Here is a 25,528-nt window from a genome sequence, read left to right as displayed (position 1 = left end):
CGACATTACCCGCAAGGCGGCTGGCATGAAGCGTGATGAGTTCTTGGCACAACCCGAAGTCGAGGCGTTCATTGAATGGCTGGCAGCCAACCTGCCGGTGCTCACCTTCAAACTGCGATTCAAGTCCAGCAAGTTCGTACCCGGTGGTTTGACGGTCGATGTACAGGGGATTGAGCAGGTCCTTGAGCATTACCGCTGGAAAGCAAGCTGGCGCGACAGCCGCCAGAGCGCGGTCGACTCTGAAACCTGGAGGCAGACCCAGGGCTCGCTTGGGCAATTGCGTGAGTGGTTGTCGGCTGGAGTCAGCGCCGGTGATGATCAGCAAGCGCTTCAGGCCTGTTTGCAGATTCTGCGCTGGGGCGGTGTGCGGGGTGCCATTCCATTCTTGCATCGGCTGGCTACCAGCGGCGAGTTGTCGAGCTACCTGAAGAAGATGGCTGGGCTCATGGCGCTCGATGCCGACAATGATCTGGATGACCTTGGCAGTGTCGAGCGTTTCGATTCGGGCCTGACCAAGATTCACGCCTTGCTCGACTTGTCCGGTTCTCCCATCTATGACAGCCGTGTGGGCGCCGCGATTGCCATGTTCTATGCGCTCTTTCGCCAGCAGTGGGCTGGGCGTGGCAAACCTCTGCTGAGGTTCCCGTCCGGCGGCGCGCGTGGCGACCAGATCCGCAACCCAGGAGCGTTTGCCAACTGTCTGGCAGCACCGCAGTTCTCGGCGATCGAGTACGCCGAGTGGGCGCGCTGGCAGGTCCGTTTGGGTTGGATTGTCCGCGCTTTGCTCGGGCGCACAGGCTGGTTTGCCGACCAAGGGGCAATGCCCGCGCGATGCCATGCATTCGAGGCGAGCCTTTTCATGCTTGGCTATGACCTTCGCTGCTTTGGCCTGACGCCAGTACCTGAGGCCCAAGCAGTTGGCGAGCACGGCGATATATCGCTGCGCGAGTCTGGCAATAGCGGCTGGGTGCCCACGGGTCATCCTTTTGGCCAGGTGCTCAGTGACTACCTGGCCTTCCGTCACAGCGGTGCGCCCGACGATAAAGATGCGTTCGTTGACTGGCTGGTGGCTGAGCCGCGCAACGGAAAAACGCTCTCACGCGCGACTGCACAGAGCTACTGCTTCCCGTTTTCTATTGACGAGTTTGACTTGTTCGGCCGCCCGCTTGCTGCCCTTGAGCGCATTGTTGCCGGTGGTGAGGACGGACTGCGGGCAGCCTTGTCTGGCGAAACGCTCGAGCCGTTCACGGTGGGGGACGAGCGCGTCAGTGTCTGCCTGGTTGATGTATTGATCACCGGCAATGCCTATGCCCGCGCGGAGAGCGACAAGGAACGTGTCGACTACGTCGTCAGCGCTGGCTATGCCGGCACCGAGAACTCCGCAAGAACAATCATGGCCGTAGGGCGCAATGTAGGTAAGCACTTCGGCCTGCTCAATGCGCAGCATCTGCCGACGCCCCTGTTCGAGCAGTTCTACCAAGGTTGCTCGCTCGACGCCTGAGTCACGCTGGAGGCAATACAACTATGCAAACTCGAAACGGGACTCGGCTGTATTCCGCCTCGGACATCTGTGGCTTCCTGGAATGCCAGCATTTGACGGCGCTGGACCTGAAGCACCTGGTCGCGCCGATGGAGAAAGCCCCGGCAAGTGAGCAGAACCGCTTGATCCAGGACAAGGGGCTGGCCCACGAAGCGGCATTTCTTGAACAGCTCAAAAGCAGCCATGCCCAGGTAGTCGACGTCGCTGAGGGCAATCCGAGCTTCTCTCGGCGGGTGGAACTGACCATTGAGGCCATGCGCGCCGGCGCGGACATCATATTCCAGGCGTCGCTTCAGGAAGGCGCCTTTATCGGGCATGCCGACTTCCTGCGCAAAGTACCACGGCCGTCGGCGTTGGGGGGCCACAGCTATGAAGTGATCGACACCAAGTTGGCCAAGAGTGCAAAGGCCAAGTTTCTGGTGCAGGTTGCGCTTTATTCGCGGATGCTGATTGCGATTCAGGGCGTACAGCCTCAGTTCATGTACATCGTGCTGGGTGATGCTACGCGTACCGAGCAGGCCTATCGGGTTGCTGACTACGCGGATTACCTAGAGCAGGTGCTGCAGCGATTCAGTGCGTTCGTGAACACTGAGGGGCCATGGCTCACCTACCCGGATCCGTGTGGGCATTGTGGTTTTTGTGGGTGGCGTGATCGCTGTACTGAACAACGCCTGCAGGATGATCATCTTTCGGCAGTCGCCGGTATCAGCCGCTCGCAAATCAAGAAGTTGCAGGTTGGCGGTGTGACCACCCTGGAACAGTTGGCAGCCAGTGGCGATGACTTGCGTATCCATAAGCTGCAAGTGGAGTCGCTGAACAAGCTACGTCACCAGGCGCGCCTGCAGTTTCAGGGGCGCTCCAGCGATACCCCTCTGTACGAGCTGTTGCCGGTCATGGGGCAACGGCGTGGCTTTGGCCGCATGCCTCCTGCGGTCGAAGGTGATCTGTTCTTCGATATGGAAGGTAATCCTCTGGAGGAGGGCGGCCTGGAGTACCTCTTCGGCCTGTATATAGACGAAGGCGGTGAGCAAACTTTCAAAGCTTTTTGGGCGCACAGCCGGGACGAAGAAAAGATTGCATTCGAGCAGTTCATCGACTGGATCATCGCGCACCTTGAGCGTTACCCGAATGCGCATGTCTACCACTATGCCAGCTATGAAGAAACGGCCATCAAGCGCCTGATGAGCCAGCACGGCACTCGCGAGGCGCAAGTGGATTGGCTGCTGCGCAATGGCAAACTGATCGATCTTTACAAGGTGGTGCGCGAAGCGATCCGCGTGTCGGAACCCAGCTACTCGATCAAGAACATCGAACACTTCTACATGGCAAAGCGTGACGGCGACGTTACCAATGCCGGTGCGAGCATCGTGTTCTATGAGCGCTGGAAAGAGACTGGTGACCCAGCATTGCTTGAGCAGATCGAGCGCTACAACGAAGACGATGTGCTCTCTACGTACCTGTTACGCAACTGGCTTGCGAGCATTAGTCCATTGCGCGCAGGGGTTCCTGTCGTGTTGCAAGCCGAAGGCGAGAAAGCCGTAGCGGAGCAAAAGGAGATCGAGGTTCGGCTGGCAAAATACCGTGACCGATTGCTTGCGGGCTTGCCGTCCGACGATTGCGTCCTGAGCGACGAGGATCAGGTCCGGGTATTGACCTTCCAGCTACTCGACTTCTACCGCAGGGCGGAAAAGCCGGTGTGGTGGCAGTTGTTCAGCCGCCAGGACATGACTACCGAGGAGTTGCTGGACGATATCGAGAGCCTCGCCGGTTTGCAGCGCACAAAAACACCGCCGGTACCGATCAAGAATTCGTTCCTGTTCGAATACAGTTTCGAGCCTCAGGAAAGCAAGATGCGCTCCGGCTCAAAAGGTGTCATCCCTGAATCGTTGGCCAGTGTGCACCTGGTCAGCCTGGATAATGACGCATGCCTCGCGACATTCAAGGCCACCGCGAAAAAGGCGCCACCGGAAGCCTTTGACATGATCCCCGGCAGGCCGATCCCGTCAGGCATGCTGCGCGAGGCGTTGTTTCGCTATGCCGACAGCGTATTGTCCGGTGAGCAACGATTTCAGGCGGTGATGGACTTTCTTCATCGACGCGCACCACGGGTGAAAGGTATCGAGCCGGGTGCGCCTTTGCTTGATCCGCACTTGGCAACGACCGATGGCATCAAGCAGGTGGTACGTAACCTCGAGAACAGTGTGCTATTCATTCAGGGGCCGCCAGGGGCCGGGAAGACCTACACCGGCTCACACGTGATTGTTGACTTGCTCAAAGCCGGCAAGCGCATCGGGGTAACCTCCAATTCGCACTATGCCATCAATAACCTTTTGGCAGCAGTCGAGGCGCGTGCACAGGTGGAGGGCGTTACCTTCAAGGGACTGAAAAAATCATCGGAAGGCGAGGGCACGGAATTCAATGGCCGTTGCATCCGCTCTATCGAGGACAAAACGGAGTTCCTCGACAACTGGGGCCCGGCTATCGACCTGACTGCCGGCACTGCCTGGTTGTTTGCCGATGCGAGCTTCACCGAACAGTTGGATTATCTATTCATTGATGAAGCAGGCCAGGTGAGTGTGGCGAACCTGGTCACCATGGGCATGGCGGCACGTAACATCGTGCTGATGGGTGACCAGATGCAGTTGTCGCAGCCTGTGCAAGGTGTGCATCCGGGCCGCTCCGGTGACTCCGCCCTAGACTACCTGCTGGACGGCACACCTGCCATTGGACCCGACCGAGGTGTGTTCCTGGCGCAGACCTGGCGGATGCATCCACAGGTTTGTTCGTTCATTTCCGATGCTGTATACGAAGGGCAACTTTCGTCCGCGCCGGGTACCGAGCGGCAAGTATTGCACCTTGATGGGCAGCGGCCAGAAATACCGGCAAGCGGGCTGATGTTCTGCCCAGTAGAGCATGACGGCAACGGCCAGAGCTCCGATGAAGAGGCTGCGTACATCAAGGCGTTGTACATGTACTTTCTGCGCCAGTGGTACGAGGATAAGAACGCTGAGAAACACGCGATTTCCCTCGAAAATATCTTGGTGGTGGCGCCTTATAACTTGCAGGTACAGCTGTTGAAACAAATGCTGCCTGCGGGAGCTCGCGTTGGTACTGTGGACAAGTTTCAAGGACAGGAGGCTGAAATTGTAATTGTCTCGATGACCACATCGAATGAAGACTACCTGCCCAGAGACATTGGGTTCCTTTACTCGAAAAACCGTTTGAATGTTGCTGTCAGCCGCGCCAAGTCGTTGGCTTGCATCGTTGCCAGTCCAGGGCTTACGGCGATTCGCTGCCAGACACCAAAGGACATGAGCCTGGTCAATGGCTTGTGCATGGCAACGCGGTACGGACAACAGCAAGGCCTGCCCTCTGCGTGTGAATAAGGGTCGTGAGGAGTTGGGGCATGAGCTATCCACCTGCCTTGCTTGCCGTGCTAGATGAGACATTGAAAATCTCGCGTTTCAGCGTCGACGATCTGCCCGCGCTTGAAATTGGAGGCTGGCATGTCGCCGTGTTGCTCGATGATCTGGCGCACCTGCGGTCCCTTGCGGCTGCGGCGATGAATGACCGCGACGGCGCCGAGAGCACGCCACTGGACATCGCCTACCAGCTTAGCCGAACTGCCTGGATTGAGCGGTTGGAGGCGCTGGGTGCAGAAGGGGACAAGGAGCTGCTGGACTGGAAAGGCCTTGGCAGCTTCCTGAGCCCGGACAACTTTGCCCGTTTGCCGGGCAGGCAAGGCATCATAAAAACGCTTGTTAGGCGTTATCAGCAAGGCCGTAGTCTGAACGACCGTGACGCGGCGGGTAATACGCCACTGCATTGGCTAGCCGCGAACGGGCATAGCAAGGCGGCGAACTATTTTGCCAAGCACTTCAGCAAGTACTGCCTCGATCTGAATGCGAAGAACAACGAAGGGCATACGGCCCGAAACGTGGCCATTCTGGCGGGGCATCACGACATTGCGGCGCGGCTTCTTATCGGAGAAATCGACAACTATCTGCAGGCGGCACGTACCTGGCAGCAGATGCTCGCCACGATGAGCGGCCACTGGCGCAACTGAGTGAGAATTTCCCGGCCAGCGACGCGGGGCTCCAAGCCCCTCGTCGCGAGTTTCAAAGATTAGTCATTCAACAGCCAGGGCTTCAGTTCCTTGAGATTGCTCACTACCAGTTGCTGCGCCTCAGGGAGAACCGCGAGGTTACGGTGGTCGATTTGGTAACGCTGCAGCACATACTTCACCAGTGCCCTTCGGCTAGGCACCACCAGTTGCCCCTGCGTCATGCCGAAGTCGGTCTCGATGATCGCCTTCTGCGCCGCGTTCAATCGCCCATCAGGTTCGAATATGACCGGTACCTCGACATTCCAGTCTTCATCCTCTTCGCGTGTGTTAGGCGATTGGTCGAGCAAATCCGGCTGGCCTCGCAGGCGGCTGAGCACGAAATCCCGATACTGGCCGTTCTTCTCGCAATACGCCCTCACGTGCCAGCGCATGCCGGTGTAGACCAGCGTGTGCGGAGCAATCAGGCGCACCTCTACGTTCGGAGTGTTAAACGACACGTACTCGGTTTCCAGCCGCAGGCCTTCGCGACAGGCCTTGAGCAAGGGGCGCAGGACTTCCGGCCGGATCGGGCGATCGGGGACTTCCAATACCCGGGTGTGCGCATAGGCCAATGCCAGCCCGTCGATGTGTGGTGCACGTTCATTGTTCTGATAAAGCAGGTGCAGATAAGCGCTGGCACTGTCGTCGATGAACAACGGCTTGAAGTGCTTGCTCGGTACGTAGCCCTTGAGCTGCTTGTCATATGTCAAGTTTTTGGGCGCATGCTCGGTGATGTAGGTATTGATGTCCTTGGAGGCCTGCTGGCGACTGATACCAAAGCTCTGTATCAGGTGGCCCGTGGTCAGCCGGCCTTCCCACCAGGCAACGGTCTCGATCAAACGATAGCGAAGTGCCAGGTCCCAGCGGACCTGCTCGATGGATTGCTTGCGTTTCATACCCGCTCCATGTGCGCGATTACTTTACCTGTATAAGTCTACATTCTAGACCTGTCGTAAATCACTACATATCTTGTCTCTGTCTTCGAAATAATTTGAAGCCAGGAAAGGAAGTGGACATGACTATGTCTGAAGTGGTTTCGACAGGGGCGTTGGTGTTGATCGGGGTGATCCTGGCGGTGCTCCTGTTGCAGTACATGAAGTTGCGCGAGCTCTGGCAGATAGCGCTGGCATGCCGCCACAACGCGCGTTGGGCGCGGATCTGGGAGATGGAGAACCGTGAGCTGCGGTCGGCACGGCGTGCTGACCAGGAGCACATCGCCCAGCTGCAGCGCAAGCTGGTGCTGTTGCAGAACCTTATTGCAGCACAAGAGCGATAAGGAACGGCATGAACAGACTTGAACGGATCAGAGGCTGCCTGCTGGGCGGCGCTGTAGGCGATGCACTTGGCGCCCCGGTTGCTACGCTTGGGTGGCCTGCCATCGAAGCCAGGTTCGGGCCGAAAGGGATAACGGACTTTATCCCAGCTCATGACATTACCGGTGCGATCAGCAGCGCTACGCAGATGACGCTGTTTACCGTTGAGGGCTTGCTACGGGCCTATGTGATTGGGAGTTCAGGGCAGGCATGCCATGTACCCAGTGTTATTCACCACGCGCTGCTGCGCTGGCTGACGACTCAGGACTATCTCCCGGCGATACAAGTCGCCACCGATGGTTGGTTGATCAAGCAGTCGCAGCTATGGTTGCGTCGAGGCCCCGACACAACGAACTTGAACGCACTGAAGGTCAGTGGGCGGTTAGGTGCGCTTGCTGAAAACAACAGCAAGGGCTGTGGAGCCCTAGTGCGGGTCGCACCCTGTGCATTCTTTGCCAATGCGTTTGACTACGCGGCGCAGTCCGGGCGTCTGACGCACGGGCATCCGACGGGTTATCTGGCGGCAGGGCTGTTCGCTGACATTCTCCAGCGGGTTGTCGATCGTCAAGATGGCCTGGAGCACGCTGTGACTCAGAATCTGGCCAGGTATGGGCACGTACCTGGTATGGAAGAAACGCGCAGTCTCATCGAGCGCGTGCAGTTCTTTTACAACGAGGGGTACACACCTACACCCCAGCGCATCGACGATTTCGCTTCTGGTTGGGCCGCTGAGCAGGTGCTGGCAATTGGATTGTGGTGTGCGCTGACGGCACGGTCGTTCGAGGAGGGGGTGGCCATGGCGGTGAATCACAGTGGCGACAGCAGAACGGGCCTGGTCGCCGGGCAATTGCTTGGTGCGCAATATGGTGCTGCCGCTATTCCTGCTCGCTGGCTCATGCGCCTGGAATTGCGCCGGGTGATGGCTCAGATGGCGGAAGATATCGAGCGCGTGCCGCGGGAGTATTGCGGGGTTGGCGGGGAGTTTGATGAGCAGATTGAACTGGCTTATCCCCGGAGTTGAACGTAGTGGTGACAATGAGTTTGTGCAGTGAACAAGGAGTTTGAAAATGCCGATCAAACCTAGGCCCTTCACTTTTGAATGTGAAGATTGTGGTTGGACGAAAACAGTGGCGCCTCGCAGTGATGCGCTGGCGCCGGGTGAATGGGTCGACCACTGCCCGAAGTGTGGCGGTATGAAGTTGAAGGTGCGTGCTGCGGGGCGGTTGGCCCGCGCGGTGGCGAAACTGCTGGGAGCGCGGCGGTTTTAGGGTGTGGGCGGAAAAAACCATTAAACAGGAGCATTCAGCCATGAAGAATATCTTTGCCGTAGTCGGATTTATCGTGATTGTTACCAAGGGGTATGAGTTATACCGGGAATATAGCGAGATGAAACGTGAGAAAGCGGCGCGGGAGGCAGGTGGCAGTTCGATTTGACGCATGTCGAGTAGTGGCATTGACGACTCGTTCGAGGGTGTCGGGATGACGGCACCGCAGCACACCGACTGGGTGCGACCTGATTACGAGTCTATCGCGATGACGAGGGCCTTCTTCGGTGAGTACTGGCCGCAATTGGAGCTGATCGGCACGTTCCACTGCGGGTTATGTCGTTAGCGCCGACAAACGCAAGCTGTGGATCAAGGGCTACACATCCGCGCTGTCCGAAGAGGTCGACGAGGATACGCCCTTCGATGAGGCGCTCATGACGGGAGAGATTGAGATGGCGCGCTTCTACGATGTCTACGAGGATGAAGATGTCCTGTTGGAAATAGCCTCCTTGGAGGCGCGCCTCCGGTATCAGCTACTGCGCAAGTGAACATAAGCTGTTCATGCTGGTAAAACACCTGCGGCTGGCTGGCGAGCACATGAGTCTAGTCTGATCCAGCCGGGCTGGGGCTCATGTTCGAGCCCCTTTTCGCCTGAGCTGGCTAGTGGGCTTATGCAGCTTCGAGCGTTGCCATACGGCCATAGGGCAACGTGAGCAGTAGCTGATTCTCTTGCGATTGAATCAGGTGACGAGCCTTGTCTTCGATGCGCTGCAGGACCACGGTTTTGTCACCCATGTTACCCCGTACCAGTTCGCGATGTTGGGCATTGAGGAATGCTTTGTATTGTTGCATTGCGCCTTGATAACGCTCTGCACCATCTTCCAATATCAGTTGGGCGAGCATCGGTTTGCCTACCCGGGCCGCCAGCAAATATTCTGTATGAATGCCGAGTGGCATGACCTCCAGCATCATGTGCGCGAAGTTGACTACCAGCTCGTAGTGCTTGCTGCTCAACTCGTTGCGGCTCTGCGCCAACGCCAGAATGTTGTCGATGAATGACATCGCATGGTTGCGCTTGGCTGCGGCTGTTGCCAACAAGGGGAAGGCCACCTCCTTGATTTCACTAGCCAAGCTGCGGTCCTTGAGCAAGGTGCGGGCTACTTCGATACTGCCGATGTAGTCGGTGACCTTGTCCATGTAATAGACGATGTTTTGGGTATGCAACTCTTTAGCTATTTCGTCGACTGTGTTCTGGATCTTGTCGAGTTTTGCCGCCAGGTATTTGGTCTGGATGATCAGCGCACCGAGAATCACGCAGGTGGACGCGGCGGTAGCCATCACGGTGGTCATCTGCGCGGCCTTGAGTGCTTCTTCGGCGGACTTGAATACGGTTTCCTTGAACGGTAGGTGCTGGATGACACCCGTCTTACCACTGCCTGCCGCGTAATAAGCCACGCCGTCATGAATGACTGCCTTGCCTGCTGCCAGCGCATCGATAAGGGCCTTTGAAAAGGCGGCCTCGTCGAGCACCCAGATTTTTTCGAGAAGTTCTGCTGCTGCTTGCATTAGAAGTGATCCTCTTTTTCATACTGCCGCCGCATGAACGCGATTTGAATGACAGCCGGGATAGTGACCCGGTACGCCGTACCGCTGAGTAGAGGAACGGTGACGGCGATCGCTGCCAAAGGCCCGGCGATGGCCGCTACCGCGCGCCCACCTACCAGAGCCGCAGCGCCACCGAGGGTTACCCCTACTGCATTGCTGAAAGACGCAGTAGCCCCCCTTGCAAGCCAGGATGACCACTGCAGTGAGCCCAGGCCACCTGCACGAATGGCATTGATGATCGCGACTAGCGGCACCGCCCCAAGCGAGCCGTTCAGGTTCATTTCTTCGGCTGTGCTACGCTGTTGTTCCGGCGACATTTGCTCCCAGCTCTTTGCCACCAGCTTTTCGATGAGCTGGTTTTCGATGGCGTAGGCGCTGGCTTTGTTGTCGTACTTCACGTCAGTCTTGTCGCAGACGTCGCAGAGCATTTCCCTGTATAGGACACCCTGACGTCGGAACAGGTTGACGATTGAGTCTCCAGCGAAATGTTGTAGCTCACCAGCAACCAGTTGCCAGCAGCGCCGCCATTGATCTGGCTGGCCTTGCAGCTTCTTGAATTGCGGGTCATCGGCGATTTCGCTTGCTCTGCGCTTTTCTCCGTCCTTGTCGAACATGAGATAGGCCGCCAGGTTGCGGATATCGTCTTCCCGGCAATATTGCAGAAAGGCCAGGTCGTCATCCGCGCGATAGCTAATACCCATTCTGAAGTCCCTATGGTTGTGTGTCGCAGTTGTCTTTAGAGGCCGAGATTGCTCGGGTGTCCTCGCCAACGCCAAGTGCCTGCAATTGCCTGCACCCGGCTTCGTTGATTCTGACAAACGTTTCCCAACTCATTGCCTGGCGATAATGCAACTCGTACTGCCGATCGACGCGGCAGGCGTCTGGCCGCTGGTCATAAATGCGGCAACCGGCGTCGTTTTCATCCAGGTGCCGGCAGACACCGTCGCCGCGGTCCATCGCGGCGGTATCAGCAAGCAGATACACGCGTCGGCAGCATTCCATGCAGCGGCTGCAGGCAAAGGGAAGGGGAGTGTCAGGCATACTCACCCATTGCGGCTCGGCACTGGACAAGGCGTTCGCGGTCCTCGCTGAGGCGGCGCTGGTCCTGGCCGAGGCTGCCACGCAGGCTTTGCAGCTTGTCCTTGATCTCGGCGAAGTTGCTCTTCAGGTGGGTATCGACCATGGTGTTCAGCGACCGCGAGAATTCCCAGGCAGTCTCATCGGCGAATGCCTGGATCGCCTGGTCGCGACGCTCGCGCTCTTGGGCCTCGCGTTTGGCCTGTTCCTCCAGGCGCTGCTGGTCAGGGTCGCCAGCGAAGGCGGAGTACAGCGTGCTGCCTACCTGGAAAGCAATACCGATGACCGGGATGACCTTACCGACGATCTGCTCGGCAACCTTGCCCATGGTGACCGGGCCGACGCCCTTGAACAGTGTCGGCAGCCACTGCTTGCCAACTTTTAGCACGCTGACGACATGCTCGGCCTTGAGCATGCTGCTGGCCTGGCGGACGCCGGATTCGAGCAGGCTCAGGTCGATGCCCTGCGATGCGGGCGCCTGGTCGTAGAGGGCTTCAGGCGTATCGAGGGCCGGTGCAGCCTGGGCATTGTAGGCCTGTGGCTGTACCTGCACGTCTCGAATGACTTCGTCGAGCATCTCTGAAGCGTCCAGACCAAGGCGAGTGAGTGCGTCTTCGAGCTCGCTGCAGACCTGTTCGTTGGCCTGCCCGATAAGCTGCTCGATCTTGCCCTGAGCGCCATCGATGTTTTGGTTCAGCGCAGTGATCGTGCTCTTGCCGATGTAGGCGGCCTTGGCTTCGATCAGCGATTTCAAACCGTGGCGAATATCGATCTCGCGACGCGCAATTTCGCCATAGAAAGCGTCCAGGCGTTTGATCGAGGCTTGGTCCTGGTGTTTGTCCAGCTCGGCTACCGTTGCATCGAGGAAGCTGCACAGTTCGGTGGCGACACGCGCGACGATGGCCTTCTGCTCCACGGATGCAAAGAATCCGGCCAGATCGCTTTCGAACTTCGGAAAGCCTGAGCTGTTCAGCAGGTTCTGCTTGTTCTCCAGTTTCGCCTTGAGCGCGGAGCGGGCGTTGACCTCCACGATCGGGATATGCCCAAGCACTTTCTGGTTACCGGCCTTCTGCTGAATGCGTTCGCTGAGTTCGTCTTTGATGCGGGCCAGGTCGATGGGGTCGAAACGGCTCTTGCAGTTGAGTACCAGGAAGATCATCTTGCCGGCAAGTACCAGCTCAAGCAGCACATCGAGGGTTTTCTCTTCCTCGACCACGCCCAGCGGATTGACTACGAAGATCACCACATCCGACTGCACCAGCTGCTCTCGGGTGATGGCTTCATGCTCGAGCGGCGCGTCGATGCCGGGCGTATCGAGCACTTCGAAATCGCCCCAGCGATAGCCTTGCACACGGGCGGTTTCCGGCACATCGGCTACCGCGGCCAGCTCTTGGCCGAGCAAGGCGTTGATCAGCGTGCTTTTACCGGCGTTGTAGACGCCGTACACCATGATGCTCGCGCCGGCCTGGGCCTTCTTCGCCCGGCTCAGTTCGCGAATGCTGGCGACAGCCTGCGGGTTGTAGGTTTCACACAGTCCATCCACTTCCTCATAGAGGGCCAGCAGTTGGGTCATCGGGCCTGGTTGGGTCATTGTGCAGTGCTCGTTTCGAGGGTGATGAGTGCCTGACGCAGGCGCTCCATTTCGATCGTCAGGATTTGGCAGTACTCGAGCATGGAGTCCCTCAGCGGCTCGTAGATGCCCCGTACCTGCTCGGTCAGATAATCTGGTAGGGCATTGGCGTACTGCTCGATGGCCACCTGGCGTTGTTCTTCCAGGTTGTCGCCGACGACCACGTTGTGTTTGGCGCGGATGACCTCGGCGCCGCGGCCAATCATGCTCGCGGCACTCCCCAGCGAGGCCCCCGCAGCTGCGCCCGCGGGGCCGCCAACGAAGAAGCCAATGACGCCACCGAGAACCGCCCCGCCAGCGCCCCAGGCAGTTTTGGTGCTGCTGCGGGTGCCGCTGGTGTATTCCTTCTCGACCGTAACTTCCCGGTAAGCAGGGATGGCGCCGAGACGGCTGGTGTCGAACGCACGCTGCAGCGTATTTTGCTGGCTTTCACCGATGCCTTTTATGGCCTCGCCAGTCAGCTTGCCTAGCACCGTGGCCAGGCGCTCGCGCAGCTGAAGCTGCGCGTCGTCGGTGCGGTGCCCGTTGAACAGCTGGTTGACGAAACTGCGCATTTCGGTGACGCCCTTCTGGCTCAGAGTTCGCAGCTCGCGCTCTACCGCCTGCTCCTGCTTTTGGATCTGCTGGTCGAACGTCTCGGTCAGCTCCTTGATTAGGCTCAGGTCGTCGCAGGTTTCAGCTATAGCCTTGCGCAGGTTGTTCAGAGGGGTAGTCAGCTTGAGATCGACACCTGGGCCTTGCGCCAATGCCTTGAGAGTTTGGTACAGGGTACCCAGGCCACTTTCTTGCAAGTTCGAGGGGTGGCGCTCGGCAAAACGGGTCGAGATAGGCAGGATGGTGACATGGTTGGCAGCGTCATGTTGCATCTCCACCAAGTTGCCGGTGACCTCCAGGATTTGCCGCTGCTGGGTTTCCTTTGACTTCATCAATACTTCGGTGACGAGTTGCCCATCGTCGTCCTCGTCTTCATCGGTGATGTCGCTGCCGGTCAGCAGAATCATCAACGTGCGCTTACCATCGAGCAGGCTGCTGACCTCGCTCATGTCGGATTGGCGGCCCGGAGCTTGCGAGTTCATGGTGTAGAGAATCAGGTCCGCCTGGTCGACATACTTGCGCGCCAAGTCGCCATTGGCCGAATTGGTCGAATGCAACCCTGGAGAGTCAACCCAGGTGAACCCAGGCAGCTTGAAGCCTTGAATAGAACTGGTGGCCTCGGTGGCGCCGACCCTGAATTGCTTGGAACTGTACGCCTCGCCTTCTTTGTCGCCGCTGGCGACGTCGGTTCGGTCATGGGAGAAATACGTGGGTTTCAGAGTGGCGTGGTCTTTGAGTTGCGCAGTTGGCTCACTGTGCCCCCAGGCCACGTAGTTGCCCAGCGAGCTCTTGCCCGACTTGACCTTGCCGTACACGAACACCAGCAGGGAATCATTGTAGTTTTCACGAAACTCTGCGCCTTTCGCACGTACCTCGGCGCGTTCTTCCCAAACGCTGAATTGATCCGTCAGGCGTCGCGCCATCTGGGTAGCGCCTTCCTTGAGCGGGTTATTGTCGCTGACCGCGCTAGCCATGCTTTCGGTTTGTTGGCGCAACAGGGTGACGAAGCCCGTGCGCAGCGTATCGAAGCGTTGTTGGGCCTGCGCTAAGTCTTGCTTCTTACTGGAAAACTGACCCTGCAGTTGTTGAAAGACCTGCATCAACTCATCGCGAGTAACAGTGCTCATGGATCAATTACGCCTGAAGGAGAAGTTGACGTTTAAGCTGCTGCAGCCGCTCGATACGTGCCTGGGCCGCTTGCGCCTGGGCGAGCGCTGCCTGGTCGGCGGCAGATGCCTCGGCGGGCGCGGACACGGATTCGAGCAGATTCACGCCCTGCATGAAATGAACGATGTGGCCGCCTTCCATGGCGGGTGACGCCTGAAGAATGGCTTTAACCGTCTTGCCGTAACTCGATGTCGACGATGCGGTGCTGCGGATGCGTTGTTCGAGCTGATCCCCCGGCACCCCTTCAAGCGTCAGGCGGGTCATTTTGCTGATACCTTCAGAGACCGGGTTGTGTTTGTCCGATGAGGCGGCCAGCGTAGATGCCGCACCCCTGAGCTGAGCCTTGAGTTGTTCCCGTCGGTCGCCTGCAAGTGACTGCACTCGGGCTTTCAGGTTTTCGCGTTCCCGCTGGCGCTTGGCTTCCTGCTCCTGCTGACGCCGTTCACTATCGTCGGAGTGCGTGGTGCTGCTCGAAGATGACGGGCTGTCGTCACTGACCGCTTTGGCAATGGCGGCGGCGGCAGCGACTGCCGCAACGCCGATCAACCAGGGTAGAGGCATTGCAAGTCTCCTTACTTGAGGCTGTCGAGTTTGGTGCGTGCTTTTTGCATGTCGGACGTATGAGCTTTGAAGGTGCGGCGAGCGCCGTCGATGTGCTCTACGAAGGCTTTGGCCTTGACCACATACGGCTCGGTGATCTGCTCGATCAGCTTGAGGTCCCGTTCGATCTCAGCGTCGATCCGCTCGCCCAGCTCCAAAGCACGCCGTGCCAGGCGCTTATGCCGGGCCTCTGCCAGAGACTGAGCGAGGCTTTTCGAAAGTGTTTGCAGATGCTGCGCCAACTGTGGAATGCCGCTTTTCTCGCAGAGCCCTTGCTTGTTCTTCTCTACACCGCTTTTGAAGCGCGTGTTGGAGATGACGAAGCATTCAGGCGCCGTACCCAGATGAATCAAGGCCTGGCGTTCGATGGTGTCCTTGACTGCGGCGAGGTCGGCGTCCTGCAGCTTGTCCAGCTGGCTGATCACTAGCACCACCCGCTCGCCAACATCCTGGCCAAAAGCGCTGCGCAGCTGATCGAGTAGGGCCACTTCTTCCTGGTCCAGTTCACCAGGCGGGGCATGAACGAACAGCACAACATCAGCAGCATCGAGGCCCTGGTTCGCTTGTTGAGTGTCATTCTGGTCATAGCCCAGACCTGGGGTGTCCACCAGTACGTAGTTGTCCAGTTCCAGCGCTTGGTTGGTACGGGTGGTACGCACATCACCGGTTTGGAAATGCTCGTCGCTGGCGTGGCCGCTGAGCATATTGAGCAGGGAGCTTTTCCCTGCCTTGACCAGGCCCCAGGCGGCAATGCGGGGCTTGCTCGGGGGGGCGTTGTCGCGCTGGCTAACAAACAGCTGGTACTCCGCCTCCAGCGCCTCAAGTCGTTTGGTTCGGTCCATCAGCTAGCGTCTCCTGTCGCATCACTGTTGCTGCAGTGCATCTGCCCACTGCCAGGCTTGGGGTGCTGAGCATGATGTCATACGGCTATTAAATATGCATTCTGACTATGTTGCCGAGCGCGATCGGTAGACATTGGCAGGGGAGTTACGGCTTTAGCATTGAAATGGTAAGCCCTGGGCAAGCTCACAATGGGTCCGGACTATCCAGCTTCATAGGATTAATGACCAAATCCGTTTGCCTAGTAGGTTGGCGCTGTTGCCCAGTTGATCTGGCATGACGCTGCTGCACCAGGTGGCGCCCCATGACACTAGGTTTGAGGAGGGATGGTAGAGTTTTAACATGCCGTGGTGGCATTATGCCCTCTCAACCGTGCGGTTTTTGCAGGGGAAGGCTGTGGTCGCACTTTGAGCTCATCTCCAACGTTTGCAATCGTGGCAAACCAGCTCGTTATACCCACCCAAGGTCCCGCTCAAGGAATGAAGGCAATGATCAAGAAATCGGTGACGGAGCTCGCGTTCGTCAACAGTAAATCGCCCCTACCCACCGTCGAGGTCGATTCGCAGTCCATCGAGGACGCAGGTTTCAGCATCTACCGCACGGTGATGCAGGTACTCACCCAATTGGCTGAGCAGGACGCATCACTGCGGGCGACTCTCTATATGTACGGTACTGTCAGCGTCAACTTCCGCGAGCCGTGCTGGTCTGAATTTTTGCTGGTTGCAGGTCCAGAAAAAGTGCTGCGTGCCTTGGGGGCTGGCTTTGAACGTTTGCCGGCCGTGAAGTCGCGATTCAGTGATTACGTTCCGTCTTCCGCAGCCCTGCGCACCTTCCATGTCCAGGATGGCTTAGTGTGGGAACAAGAGGATGCCAGCACATGGTACTCCCATGCCCAGACGCTGGCTGACCTGACCGCTGAGGTCGACGAGGCTGAAGAGGCCAACGACGATGGCGAGCTGATTGAGGAGGATGAAGCGGAAGAGACCTGGGATAACGAGGACCTGGAGGCTTCGGATGACCAGGAAGAAGACTCAACGGTTGTTATTGGAAACCGGAAGGCGGCTCGCTATCGGGCCGCGCGCTCCGATGCAAAAGTGAGCACCATCCGGGCAAGGATCGAAGACGTCTTCGGATTACCGGAAGGTTCTGTCGCACTCTGTGGGCCAGACGGCCGCGCCTTGCGAGGAAACGCGCTGATCAGGACGCTGCGTAAGCGTTGGGACGAAAATTGATCCCGGAATTTCTACACGCCAAGCCGAGTTCGCTTGTATGGGGCAGTACTCTGTCTTTCGCCCAAGCGATTGGCCGCTGGCATTGGACAGCTATCAGCGTGGTTTCGTCTGGGGGCCAGATAAGCTGACGCAACTCGTCAGTGACCTAGCAACATATGCAGAACAGGCGGATACCACCTTGCCTTACTACAGGGGTGAGCGGCGTTGATGAGCAGGCAATGCGCGGGCTCTGATGGTTTTTCAGCGGGCTGAATTGCGATTATGGAGAAGGAACCAGGATGTCGATTCCGGATTTTCAAAGCGTCATGCGTCCGGTGCTGGAGGCCGTTCGAGACGGTGTAGCAATTCCGCTCAGCGTGTTGCGCGAAAGCATCGCTGAGGTATTCCAGTTAACCGAGGAAGAGCGCAAAGAGCGGCTGCCGTCGGGGCAACAAACGGTGATCAACAACCGAGTGGGCTGGGCCAGGACCTACCTGAACAAGGCCGGTCTGCTGACTATTCCGAGCAAGGGCTTGGTGCAGATCACTGCCCGTGGTCGGGAAGCACTGGCCAACGGTCCGGAGCGCATTACCGTTGCCTGGCTGAAGCAGTTTCCGGAGTTTGCCGACTTCCATACCGCTAAACCGCAGACCGTTGATGTGCTTGGAGTGCTTGATGTCGAGGCTGCCGAGACCACACCGGATGAGCAATTGGCCGAGGCTCATCAGGCACTGGTGCAGTCACTGGCCGATGAGCTGTTGGCGCAGGTCAAGGCGGCCACGCCAGGGTTTTTCGAGCAACTGGTGGTAGATCTGATGTTGGCCATGGGCTATGGCGGCTCGCGCAAGGAGGCGGGCAAGGCAACCCAGTCCACCAACGATGACGGAATCGACGGCATCATCAAGGAGGACAAGCTCGGCCTGGATGTGATCTACCTGCAAGCCAAGCGCTGGACCAATACGGTGCATCGTCCCGAAATCGACAAGTTCATCGGCGCGCTGACTCGGCAGCGGGCACGCAAGGGCGTATTCATCACTACGTCGGAGTTTTCCGCAGGCGCTCGCGAGGCGGCACTAGGCCTGGATATCAAAGTGGTACTGATCGACGGTGTCGAGCTCGCGCGGTTGATGGTCGAGAACAACCTAGGCGTGAGCGTTAAGCAGGTGTACGAGGTGAAGCAGCTCGACAGCGATTACTTTGCTGAAGAGTGACTCACGACCCTGGTGGCTTGGTTCAGTCCGCCGGGGTACTGTGAAACAAGTCGGTATCTATCTGTTTCTTCTAGTTAATAACTTTTTGGTCAACTTGCTTGGAATACCAGTTGGAACGCAGCGTGGCCTGGATTCCGATGGACGGTGCATTTTGAGCTTCGCGTCCAAAACGAATCGGGGCCGAATCGATCAAGCAAATGGACGCGCTGCTGATTGTTGCCCCTGGGCTGGCAGATCAGGGGCTCCTAGTGTGGTGTTTCAGAAATACTCATGGAAATCAGGCCACCGCTTTACCCGTGCTCTGCCAGCCGATAAGGTGGCGCGCATTCCAAAATGATGGCAGCTTGCGTGGCCCAGGGATGGCTCTCTGAATGTAGCGGTGCATTAAAGCACTGTTTTGAGGCGTCCTCAGGTTCCCTCTCGCTTGATCATTGCCCGTTTGAGTATTGGCCGGCCCATCTGATTGTGGACGGTATGGGAGTGTTATGCATGAGTGAATTGGCCCAGGCGTTGCTGGCAGCAGTACCGGAAGATGGCGGCAGCATCGGCAATCAGGCCCTTTATGAGCGACTCAAGAGCCAGTTCACCGGCCTGAGTGAAGAGCAATTCTGGGAATCGCGCGACGCGCTGATCGGTGAGGGTGTTCTGGTCAAGGGCCGCGGGCGCGGTGGTTCTGTGCTGCGCGCCCAGGCTGCAGGTGCCAGCCTGGCGGCGCAGGCTCTGAGCAAGGCGCGTGAGCGTTTCGAGCCGGCCGTGGCCGAAGTATCTGCTAGCTATGTCGTCGAGGCGGCAGCCAGCAAGGGCAAGGTGGTCAAGGTACAGGCTGCCACCAGCATCGAGGCCATGGAGAAAACCCTCTGGGCCACCGCCGACAAGCTGCGCGCCAATATGGATGCCGCCGAGTACAAGCACATCGTGCTCGGGCTGATCTTCCTCAAGTACATCTCCGACAGCTTTGCCGGCCGCCGCGCCGAGCTGGAGCGCAAGCTTACCGACGAGAACGACGACTACTACTTGGGTGATGACGATCCCGAGGCGCTCAACGCCGAGCTGGAAGACCGCGACTACTACCGTGAGGTCAACGTGTTCTGGGTGCCGGAAGTGGCGCGCTGGGAGTCGATTCGCGCCGCCGCCAAACAGGTGGATATCGGTAAGCGTATCGACGAGGCCCTGGCCGCCATCGAGGCGGAAAACCCCAAGCTGAAGAACATTCTCGACAAGCGCTACGCCCGCGCCCAGTTGCCGGACGGCAAGCTCGGTGAGCTGGTGGACCTGATCTCCACCATCGGTTTCGGTGACGACGTGGGCCGCGCCCGCGACCTGCTCGGTCAGGTCTACGAATACTTCCTCGGCCAGTTCGCCAGCGCCGAAGGCAAGAAGGGCGGGCAGTTCTATACACCGGCGAGCATCGTGAAAACCCTGGTGGCGGTGCTCAATCCGCACCATGGCAAGGTGTATGACCCCTGCTGCGGTAGTGGCGGTATGTTCGTGCAGTCGGAGAAGTTCATCGAAGCCCACGGTGGCAAGCTGGGCGATGTGTCCATCTATGGCCAGGAGTCCAACCCCACCACCTGGCGTCTGGCCGCGATGAACCTGGCCATTCGCGGCATCGACTTCAACCTGGGCAAGGAGCCGGCGGATACCTTCGTCCGCAACCAGCATTCGGATCTGCGTGCCGACTTCGTGCTAGCCAACCCGCCGTTCAATATCAGCGACTGGTGGCACGGCAGCCTGGAAGGCGACCCGCGCTGGGTGTATGGCACCCCGCCGCAAGGCAACGCCAACTACGCCTGGTTGCAACATATGCTTTACCACCTCAAGCCCAATGGCCGCGCCGGCATCGTGCTGGCCAACGGCTCCATGAGCTCCAGCCAGAAAAGTGAAGGCGATATTCGCCGCGCCATGGTCGAGGCCGACGTGGTGGAAGTGATGGTCGCTTTGCCCGGCCAGCTGTTCTTTAACACCCAGATTCCCGCCTGCCTGTGGTTCCTCGCCAAGGACAAGCGCCATGTCCTGAGCACCGCTGGTATCGACCGTAGCGGCCAGGTGCTGTTTATCGATGCGCGCAAGTTGGGTACCAGCGTTAGCCGGGTGCAGATCGAACTCACCGATGCCGATTTCGAGCGCATCGCCAGCACCGTGGCGGCCTGGCGTGGCGAAGCACTGGACGAGGGCGGGCAGGTCGGCGAGTACGCCGACATTCCCGGCTTCTGTCGCAGTGTCACCCTCGAGGAGATCGCCGAGCACGGCCATGCGCTGACGCCGGGGCGCTATGTCGGCGCCGAAGAGGTCGAGGACGACGACGAAGCCTTTGCCGAGAAGATGCAGCGGCTTACCCAGCAGCTGGGTGAGCAGATGCAGAAGGGCGCAGAACTGGATCAGTTGATCCGGCAGAAGCTGGGGGGGCTGGGGTATGAGCTCTGAATGGCCAGTCGTTCCTGTTGAGGACGTTTGCGAACTCATTGTCGATTGCGTCAACAAGACAGCGCCCGTTGTTTCGTACGAAACGCCGTTTCGCATGATTCGGACGACGAACATTCGTGACGGCAGAGTAAGTCTTGATAGCTGCCGTTTCGTCGATGGAGCAACCTATGAGAAGTGGACTCGTCGAGCAAAATTGCAATACGGCGATGTTTTACTGACTCGTGAGGCTCCAATTGGGGAAGTTGGTTTTGTGGACTTGCCAGAGGGGTTGTTTCTTGGGCAGAGGATCATGCAATACCGAGCTAACTCCAAAGTCCTGCATCCTCGATTCTTGCATTACGTTTTCCAATCACCGTCGTTGAAACATCAATTTGGTAGTCACGAAGGCTCAGGGTCTGTTGTAAGCCATATAAGAGTAGGGGACTGTTTCAAATTCAAAATTCCGTTGCCTCCGATTGATGTTCAGGACGGGGTGGCTGAGCTTCTTGGTGCCCTCGACGACCGCATTACCCTGCTACGCGAAACCAACGCCACCCTGGAAGCCATCGCCCAGGCGTTGTTCAAATCCTGGTTCGTCGATTTCGACCCCGTGCGCGCCAAGGCCGAAGGCCGCCAGCCGGAAGGCATGGACGCCACCACCGCTGCCTTTTTCCCCGATAGTTTCGAAGAGTCCGAGCTGGGCTCGGTTCCGAAGGGGTGGGCAGTTCGTAGCTTGGATTCGATTGCGGATTATCTGAACGGCTTGGCTTTGCAGAAATTCCCTCCAAGCGAAGATGCGTGGCTTCCCGTCATCAAGATTGCCCAACTCAGAAAGGGAAATACCGAGGGAGCCGACCGCGCTGGTCGAAATATCAAACCGGAGTACATCATTCAGAACGGCGACGTGCTTTTCTCATGGTCTGGCAGCCTTGAGGTCGCGATCTGGTGTGGCGGTGAGGGAGCATTGAATCAACACCTGTTCAAAGTTACCTCCGCAGAGTTCCCGAAATGGTTCTATTACCTGTGGACGCGTCAGCATCTATCTGCGTTCCAGCAGATTGCTGCCAGTAAGGCAACCACCATGGGGCACATACAGCGCAAACATTTGACGGAGGCCAAAGTAATAGTGCCTCCTGACGAGGCTATTCTGAAGCTCGGTGTACAGATCGAGCCTTTGCTCGATCGTTGGCTGGCTAATGCAGAGCAGGCTCAAACTCTCACCCGGATGCGTGACATCCTCTTGCCCCGTCTAATTTCCGGCCAGCTTCGACTGCCAAAAGAGTAAGGAAGGTCTTATGGCTACATTCGACGAGCGGCAACAGGCGTGGGAAGAATTTTTGCAGCGCTGGCCTCTCCGGACGCTGAGTAAATTGACGCCGAGCACTTATAACAAGAGCGGTGATCAGGACACGTTTACCTACTGGTTAGAATTTGGTCCTGGTCGGCTACTGGGCTCAATAAAAGGTGGTGATTCATCCAAGCTAGGTTTGTACGAGCGTAAAAATGAGCCCAAGGGGCCGCGAGCTCATGTGCAGGCTGGCGATGTGTACTCATGGAAAAAGAAGTACGGCACTTCTGTTGATGAAGCCTTTACAACAATTCGCTCGCGAATCGTTGAGGTTGCTAAGGCGGCCGGCAAAGGAGACTCGCAGCGCGTTCAAGAAATTGACCTTGAGCATGTGCTGAAATGGAAAGTTGCTTTTATCTATCAGGACGTCAATGCCCCTTGTGTGCTGCCGATCTACAACTACAAAAGTCTCTGTGCAATTGCCGGCGAAACTGATAAGCGCGTTACTCAGGCTGAACTCTATGCTCGTCTGTTGGAGCTGCGAGGTGAAGAACCAGTTTTGGCTTATGGATTTGATCTATGGAATGCCATGGAGGATGAGTCTGACGATGAGGAAGTGGGTGGTGGTTGGGAGAGTGAAGGCGATACCAAGGAAAAGGCTTATGAGCCACCTTTAAACCAGATTCTTTTTGGCCCCCCTGGTACAGGCAAAACCTACAATACCATCAACCAGGCACTGGCTATTCTGGCACCGGAGTTTTTGGCGCAGAACAGTGGCGATAACTCTGAGTCCCGCAAGCGTTTGAAGACCGAGTTCGATCGCTTCGTGGCCGCTGAGCGAGTACGCTTTGTAACCTTCCACCAAAGCTTTAGCTACGAGGATTTTGTTGAGGGGCTGCGGGCTTTGCCACCTAACAGCGAGGGCAACCCTGGTGCGACATTGGCTTACGACGTGGCCAAGGGGGTGTTTGTCCAGCTGTGTTTGGATGCCAGCGGCGACCCGGTTCTGGAGCAGAAGCTGGGGCTGAAGAAGGATCCGACCATCTGGAAGATTTCCATCGAGGAGGCTAGCAGCGACGGGCGAACCCGGCGCTACTGCTTTCAGCATGGTGAAGCCCGTATCGGCTGGCACAAGGTGGGTGATATTCGCCAGGTCGATCTGGCCGATCCTGCGCTCAAGCTTGGCAGCAATGACAAAAGTTCGCTGGCCAGCTTCGGCGGCGAGGTCGAAGAAGGTGATGTGCTGGTCTGCCTGGGTACCCGCAAGAGTATCTGTGCGGTGGGGGTGGTTACTGGCGAGTATGAGTACAACCCCGAGGTGCCGGAGGGCGTGCGCAAGGACTATGTGCATCGCCTGCCAGTCAATTGGCTGCTGAGTGATATTGACTTCGACATCACCACGCTTAATGGCGGCCGAGGCCTGACGCTGAAAACCCTGTACCCGATGAGCCGCATCAGTTGGCCTGAATTGCAGCAGGGGCTACAACAGGCCGGTCTCAGCCTCGCCGGTGAGGCCAAGCAGCCGGCGATCGGGGCAAAGCTACCGTATGTGCTGATCATCGACGAGATCAACCGCGGCAATATCTCGCGCATTTTCGGCGAGCTGATCTCGCTGATCGAGCCGTCCAAGCGCGCCGGTGCCTCAGAGGCGCTTGAGGCAGTGTTGCCATACTCGAAGCGGCATTTCAGCGTGCCGGATAACGTCTACCTGATAGGTACCATGAACACCGCAGACCGTTCGCTGGCGGGGCTGGATATAGCATTGCGTCGTCGCTTCGTGTTCCGCGAGATGCCGCCACGACCGGAGCTGCTGGACGCTGTAGAAGTGCAGGGGCTGAATATCGGCAAGCTGCTGCGGGTGATGAACCAGCGTATCGAGGTGCTACTGGATCGGGATCATTGCCTGGGACATGCCTACTTTATGCCGCTCAAAGGTGACCCTACGTTGGCACGGCTTGAAAGCACCTTCCGCAACCAAATTCTGCCGCTGCTGCAGGAATACTTTTTCGAGGACTGGCAGCGTATTCAGTGGGTGTTCAACGACCATCGCAAACCGGTAGTCGACCGCTTCGTGGAGCAGGACAAACAGGATGTGGCGGCACTATTCGGCAACATCAGCGTCCCGGCCCAAGGTGGGGTTTGGCGGATCAATGCGGCGGCGTTCAAGCGGTTTTCTGCGTATGCAGGCGTAATCGCGGTGAATGCCAAGGCCGAGGCTCCAGCAGAAGAGCTAGAGGAGGCGAGTGCTTGAGCGCAGTCGTCACGGTTCGTGAGTACGCTCGCCTGACAACAGCCGCCGTCGCGCCCGGCAACCTCGACTGCGCGCAGATTTCCGAAAGTGCCTTCGACTGGCTCTGTGAGCTGAGCGCCAGCTTCAACCGCAATGGCGCCACGCTGCTGCAGGTGGAGGGGCGGCGCGCGCTGAAATGGGACTCTTACGTGGGCGTGTTGGAAACGCCCTGTGGCACGCGGCTGGAGATTCTGCCCAAGCATCATGAACGGGACGATTGTCTGGTCAAGAGCCGCCAGTTACTGCGTAAGCTGATTCAAAGCGCCTTGCAGCTCAAGCCGCGCGAGGCTTCGGTAGCAAGCCTGGAGCTGTTCGATAAGTCGCTCAGCGAGTGGGTGATGGCGCAGTTTCTCGCGGAGCTGGATCTGCTGGTGAAGCGTGGCGTGCGTTTCGATTATCAGCGTATCGAGGAGGAGCAGCGCTTTCTGCGTGGTCAGCTCAATGTGGTCGCACAGATGCGCCAGCCACCGGGGCGCCAGCATCACTTCCAGATTCGCCACGATGTGTTCCTGCCGGACCGTGCCGAGAACCGCTTGCTCAAGCTGGCGTTGGAGCAGGTGGCCAAGAGTACGCAGGATGCCGCCAACTGGCGCCTGGCCAACGAGCTGCGGGCGATGCTGGCCGAGGTGCCGGTTAGCAAGCAGGTGAGCCAGGATTTACGCGCCTGGAGCCGCGACCGGCTGATGGCGCATTACCAGGCGATAAAGCCCTGGTGCGAGCTGATCCTCAACCAGCAGATGCCGATTGCAGTAAGCGGCGAGTGGCGCGGGATGAGCATGCTGTTTCCGATGGAAAAGTTGTTTGAAAAATATGTTGAGGGGTGGCTGGGGGGGAAATTGCTACCAAGCGCGAAACTGACGCCACAATCCAGCCGGAATTATCTCTGCGAGCATGACAACGGAAAGATGTTCTGCCTGAAACCGGATTTGCTTATCGACCGGTCCGGACACCGCTGGATTGTTGATACCAAGTGGAAGCGCATCGATGCCGGTAGACCTGATAAGAACTACCACTTAAGCCAGAGCGATTTCTATCAGCTGTTTGCTTACGGGCATAAATATCAAAGAGGCGATGAAGTGCCGAAGCTGGTGCTGATTTATCCGTATTGGTCTGGGCTCCAGAAAGCGCTGCCGGTTTTCGATTACGGAATGGGCATGAGCTTATGGGTGTTGCCGTTTGAGCTGGATAACGAACACTTGCTGGGCGCTGAGTCCGCAGGAATTCCTTTACGGAAGGAAAGTGGCGTCGCTGCGGAACCTCGTTATCCGTTTGGGACGCTGCTGGAGCCCGGCCAAGAAGGACCAGGCAACTGATCGCGGCTATCGAATCGGTTAGAAGAAGGATGTGTATGTCTATTACCCGATTGTTCTTGATGGCAGAATGCCTACA

The 25,528-nt window shown here is 57.9% G+C and carries 20 protein-coding genes; 12 read left to right on the top strand and 8 right to left on the bottom strand.

The window, feature by feature from the left end; translation table 11 throughout:
- Positions 1–25: 25 nt before the first annotated feature.
- From ACE4QZ_RS24155 to ACE4QZ_RS24145, 3 genes are read left to right on the top strand one after another with little or no spacing between them, the layout of a single operon-like run.
- Entirely contained in the window at positions 26–1,501 is a 1,476-nt protein-coding gene (locus ACE4QZ_RS24155) for a hypothetical protein (RefSeq protein WP_084851524.1), read from the top strand.
- Between the two features lie 23 nt (positions 1,502–1,524).
- The gene (locus ACE4QZ_RS24150) at positions 1,525–4,926 is read left to right on the top strand and encodes a TM0106 family RecB-like putative nuclease (RefSeq protein ID WP_275966515.1); all 3,402 of its coding nucleotides are present in this window, start codon (positions 1,525–1,527) and stop codon (positions 4,924–4,926) included.
- Positions 4,927–4,946: 20 nt separating this feature from the next.
- On the top strand, positions 4,947–5,606 hold the full coding sequence (locus ACE4QZ_RS24145) for an ankyrin repeat domain-containing protein (protein WP_279934973.1): 660 nt from the start codon (positions 4,947–4,949) through the stop codon (positions 5,604–5,606).
- 59 nt (positions 5,607–5,665) lie between these two features.
- On the opposite strand, the gene ACE4QZ_RS24140 is transcribed toward ACE4QZ_RS24145, so the two are convergent.
- On the bottom strand, positions 5,666–6,541 hold the full coding sequence (locus ACE4QZ_RS24140; RefSeq protein ID WP_028697631.1) for a WYL domain-containing protein: 876 nt from the start codon (positions 6,539–6,541) through the stop codon (positions 5,666–5,668).
- Positions 6,542–6,660: 119 nt separating this feature from the next.
- On the opposite strand from ACE4QZ_RS24140, the gene ACE4QZ_RS24135 reads away from it, so the two are divergent.
- The 3 genes from ACE4QZ_RS24135 to ACE4QZ_RS24125 all read left to right on the top strand — a co-directional run bounded on the left by ACE4QZ_RS24135 (position 6,661) and on the right by ACE4QZ_RS24125 (position 8,392).
- Positions 6,661–6,921 (top strand): hypothetical protein, encoded by a 261-nt coding sequence (locus tag ACE4QZ_RS24135; RefSeq protein ID WP_028697630.1) that lies wholly within the window; start codon positions 6,661–6,663, stop codon positions 6,919–6,921.
- Positions 6,922–6,929: 8 nt separating this feature from the next.
- Positions 6,930–7,979, top strand: a complete 1,050-nt coding sequence (locus tag ACE4QZ_RS24130; protein WP_279934972.1) for an ADP-ribosylglycohydrolase family protein — start codon at positions 6,930–6,932, stop codon at positions 7,977–7,979.
- Positions 7,980–8,266: 287 nt separating this feature from the next.
- Positions 8,267–8,392, top strand: coding sequence for a hypothetical protein (locus ACE4QZ_RS24125; RefSeq protein ID WP_257205338.1), 126 nt, complete (start codon positions 8,267–8,269; stop codon positions 8,390–8,392).
- Positions 8,393–8,892: 500 nt separating this feature from the next.
- Here the strand turns inward: ACE4QZ_RS24125 and ACE4QZ_RS24120 are convergent, their stop codons facing one another.
- The 7 genes from ACE4QZ_RS24120 to ACE4QZ_RS24090 are packed head-to-tail and all read right to left on the bottom strand — an operon-like array spanning position 8,893 to position 15,738.
- Positions 8,893–9,789: a hypothetical protein gene (locus tag ACE4QZ_RS24120; protein WP_021784354.1), complete on the bottom strand. Its 897-nt coding sequence runs from the start codon at positions 9,787–9,789 to the stop codon at positions 8,893–8,895.
- Positions 9,789–10,529, bottom strand: a complete 741-nt coding sequence (locus tag ACE4QZ_RS24115) for a DUF3944 domain-containing protein (RefSeq protein WP_021784353.1) — start codon at positions 10,527–10,529, stop codon at positions 9,789–9,791. Before ACE4QZ_RS24115 ends, ACE4QZ_RS24120 begins: the two co-directional genes overlap by 1 nt.
- A 10-nt stretch (positions 10,530–10,539) precedes the next feature.
- Positions 10,540–10,869, bottom strand: a complete 330-nt coding sequence (locus ACE4QZ_RS24110; RefSeq protein ID WP_033738470.1) for a YkgJ family cysteine cluster protein — start codon at positions 10,867–10,869, stop codon at positions 10,540–10,542.
- The gene (locus ACE4QZ_RS24105; RefSeq protein WP_021784351.1) at positions 10,862–12,496 is read right to left on the bottom strand and encodes a GTPase; all 1,635 of its coding nucleotides are present in this window, start codon (positions 12,494–12,496) and stop codon (positions 10,862–10,864) included. Before ACE4QZ_RS24105 ends, ACE4QZ_RS24110 begins: the two co-directional genes overlap by 8 nt.
- Entirely contained in the window at positions 12,493–14,256 is a 1,764-nt protein-coding gene (locus ACE4QZ_RS24100; RefSeq protein ID WP_274102068.1) for a dynamin family protein, read from the bottom strand. Before ACE4QZ_RS24100 ends, ACE4QZ_RS24105 begins: the two co-directional genes overlap by 4 nt.
- A 7-nt stretch (positions 14,257–14,263) precedes the next feature.
- The gene (locus ACE4QZ_RS24095; protein WP_028697627.1) at positions 14,264–14,857 is read right to left on the bottom strand and encodes a hypothetical protein; all 594 of its coding nucleotides are present in this window, start codon (positions 14,855–14,857) and stop codon (positions 14,264–14,266) included.
- Between the two features lie 11 nt (positions 14,858–14,868).
- Positions 14,869–15,738, bottom strand: a complete 870-nt coding sequence (locus tag ACE4QZ_RS24090; RefSeq protein ID WP_028697626.1) for a GTPase — start codon at positions 15,736–15,738, stop codon at positions 14,869–14,871.
- Positions 15,739–16,224: 486 nt separating this feature from the next.
- Here ACE4QZ_RS24090 and ACE4QZ_RS24085 point away from each other — a divergent pair, with 486 nt between their 5' ends.
- The 6 genes from ACE4QZ_RS24085 to ACE4QZ_RS24060 all read left to right on the top strand — a co-directional run bounded on the left by ACE4QZ_RS24085 (position 16,225) and on the right by ACE4QZ_RS24060 (position 25,452).
- On the top strand, positions 16,225–16,968 hold the full coding sequence (locus tag ACE4QZ_RS24085; protein WP_275966513.1) for a hypothetical protein: 744 nt from the start codon (positions 16,225–16,227) through the stop codon (positions 16,966–16,968).
- A gap of 278 nt (positions 16,969–17,246) precedes the next feature.
- A complete protein-coding gene (locus ACE4QZ_RS24080; RefSeq protein WP_274102067.1) occupies positions 17,247–18,158 on the top strand; it encodes a restriction endonuclease in 912 nt (303 codons plus the stop codon).
- 489 nt (positions 18,159–18,647) lie between these two features.
- On the top strand, positions 18,648–20,582 hold the full coding sequence (locus ACE4QZ_RS24075; RefSeq protein WP_084851552.1) for a type I restriction-modification system subunit M: 1,935 nt from the start codon (positions 18,648–18,650) through the stop codon (positions 20,580–20,582).
- Positions 20,572–21,846: a restriction endonuclease subunit S gene (locus ACE4QZ_RS24070; protein WP_084851553.1), complete on the top strand. Its 1,275-nt coding sequence runs from the start codon at positions 20,572–20,574 to the stop codon at positions 21,844–21,846. Before ACE4QZ_RS24075 ends, ACE4QZ_RS24070 begins: the two co-directional genes overlap by 11 nt.
- A gap of 10 nt (positions 21,847–21,856) precedes the next feature.
- Positions 21,857–24,100 carry an AAA family ATPase gene (locus ACE4QZ_RS24065; RefSeq protein WP_253249194.1) on the top strand — a complete coding sequence of 748 codons (2,244 nt, stop codon included), beginning with the start codon at positions 21,857–21,859 and terminating at the stop codon, positions 24,098–24,100.
- The gene (locus ACE4QZ_RS24060) at positions 24,097–25,452 is read left to right on the top strand and encodes an McrC family protein (RefSeq protein WP_084851554.1); all 1,356 of its coding nucleotides are present in this window, start codon (positions 24,097–24,099) and stop codon (positions 25,450–25,452) included. The genes ACE4QZ_RS24065 and ACE4QZ_RS24060 overlap by 4 nt, the downstream gene beginning before the upstream one ends.
- Positions 25,453–25,528 lie beyond the last annotated feature (76 nt).

The sequence above is a fragment of the Pseudomonas sp. DCA-1 genome (assembly GCF_046523955.1).
GTDB classification, from domain to species: domain Bacteria; phylum Pseudomonadota; class Gammaproteobacteria; order Pseudomonadales; family Pseudomonadaceae; genus Aquipseudomonas; species Aquipseudomonas putida_Y.
The sequence above is the reverse complement of the archived record's forward strand: the minus strand, read 5'-3'. Positions and strand labels throughout refer to the sequence as shown.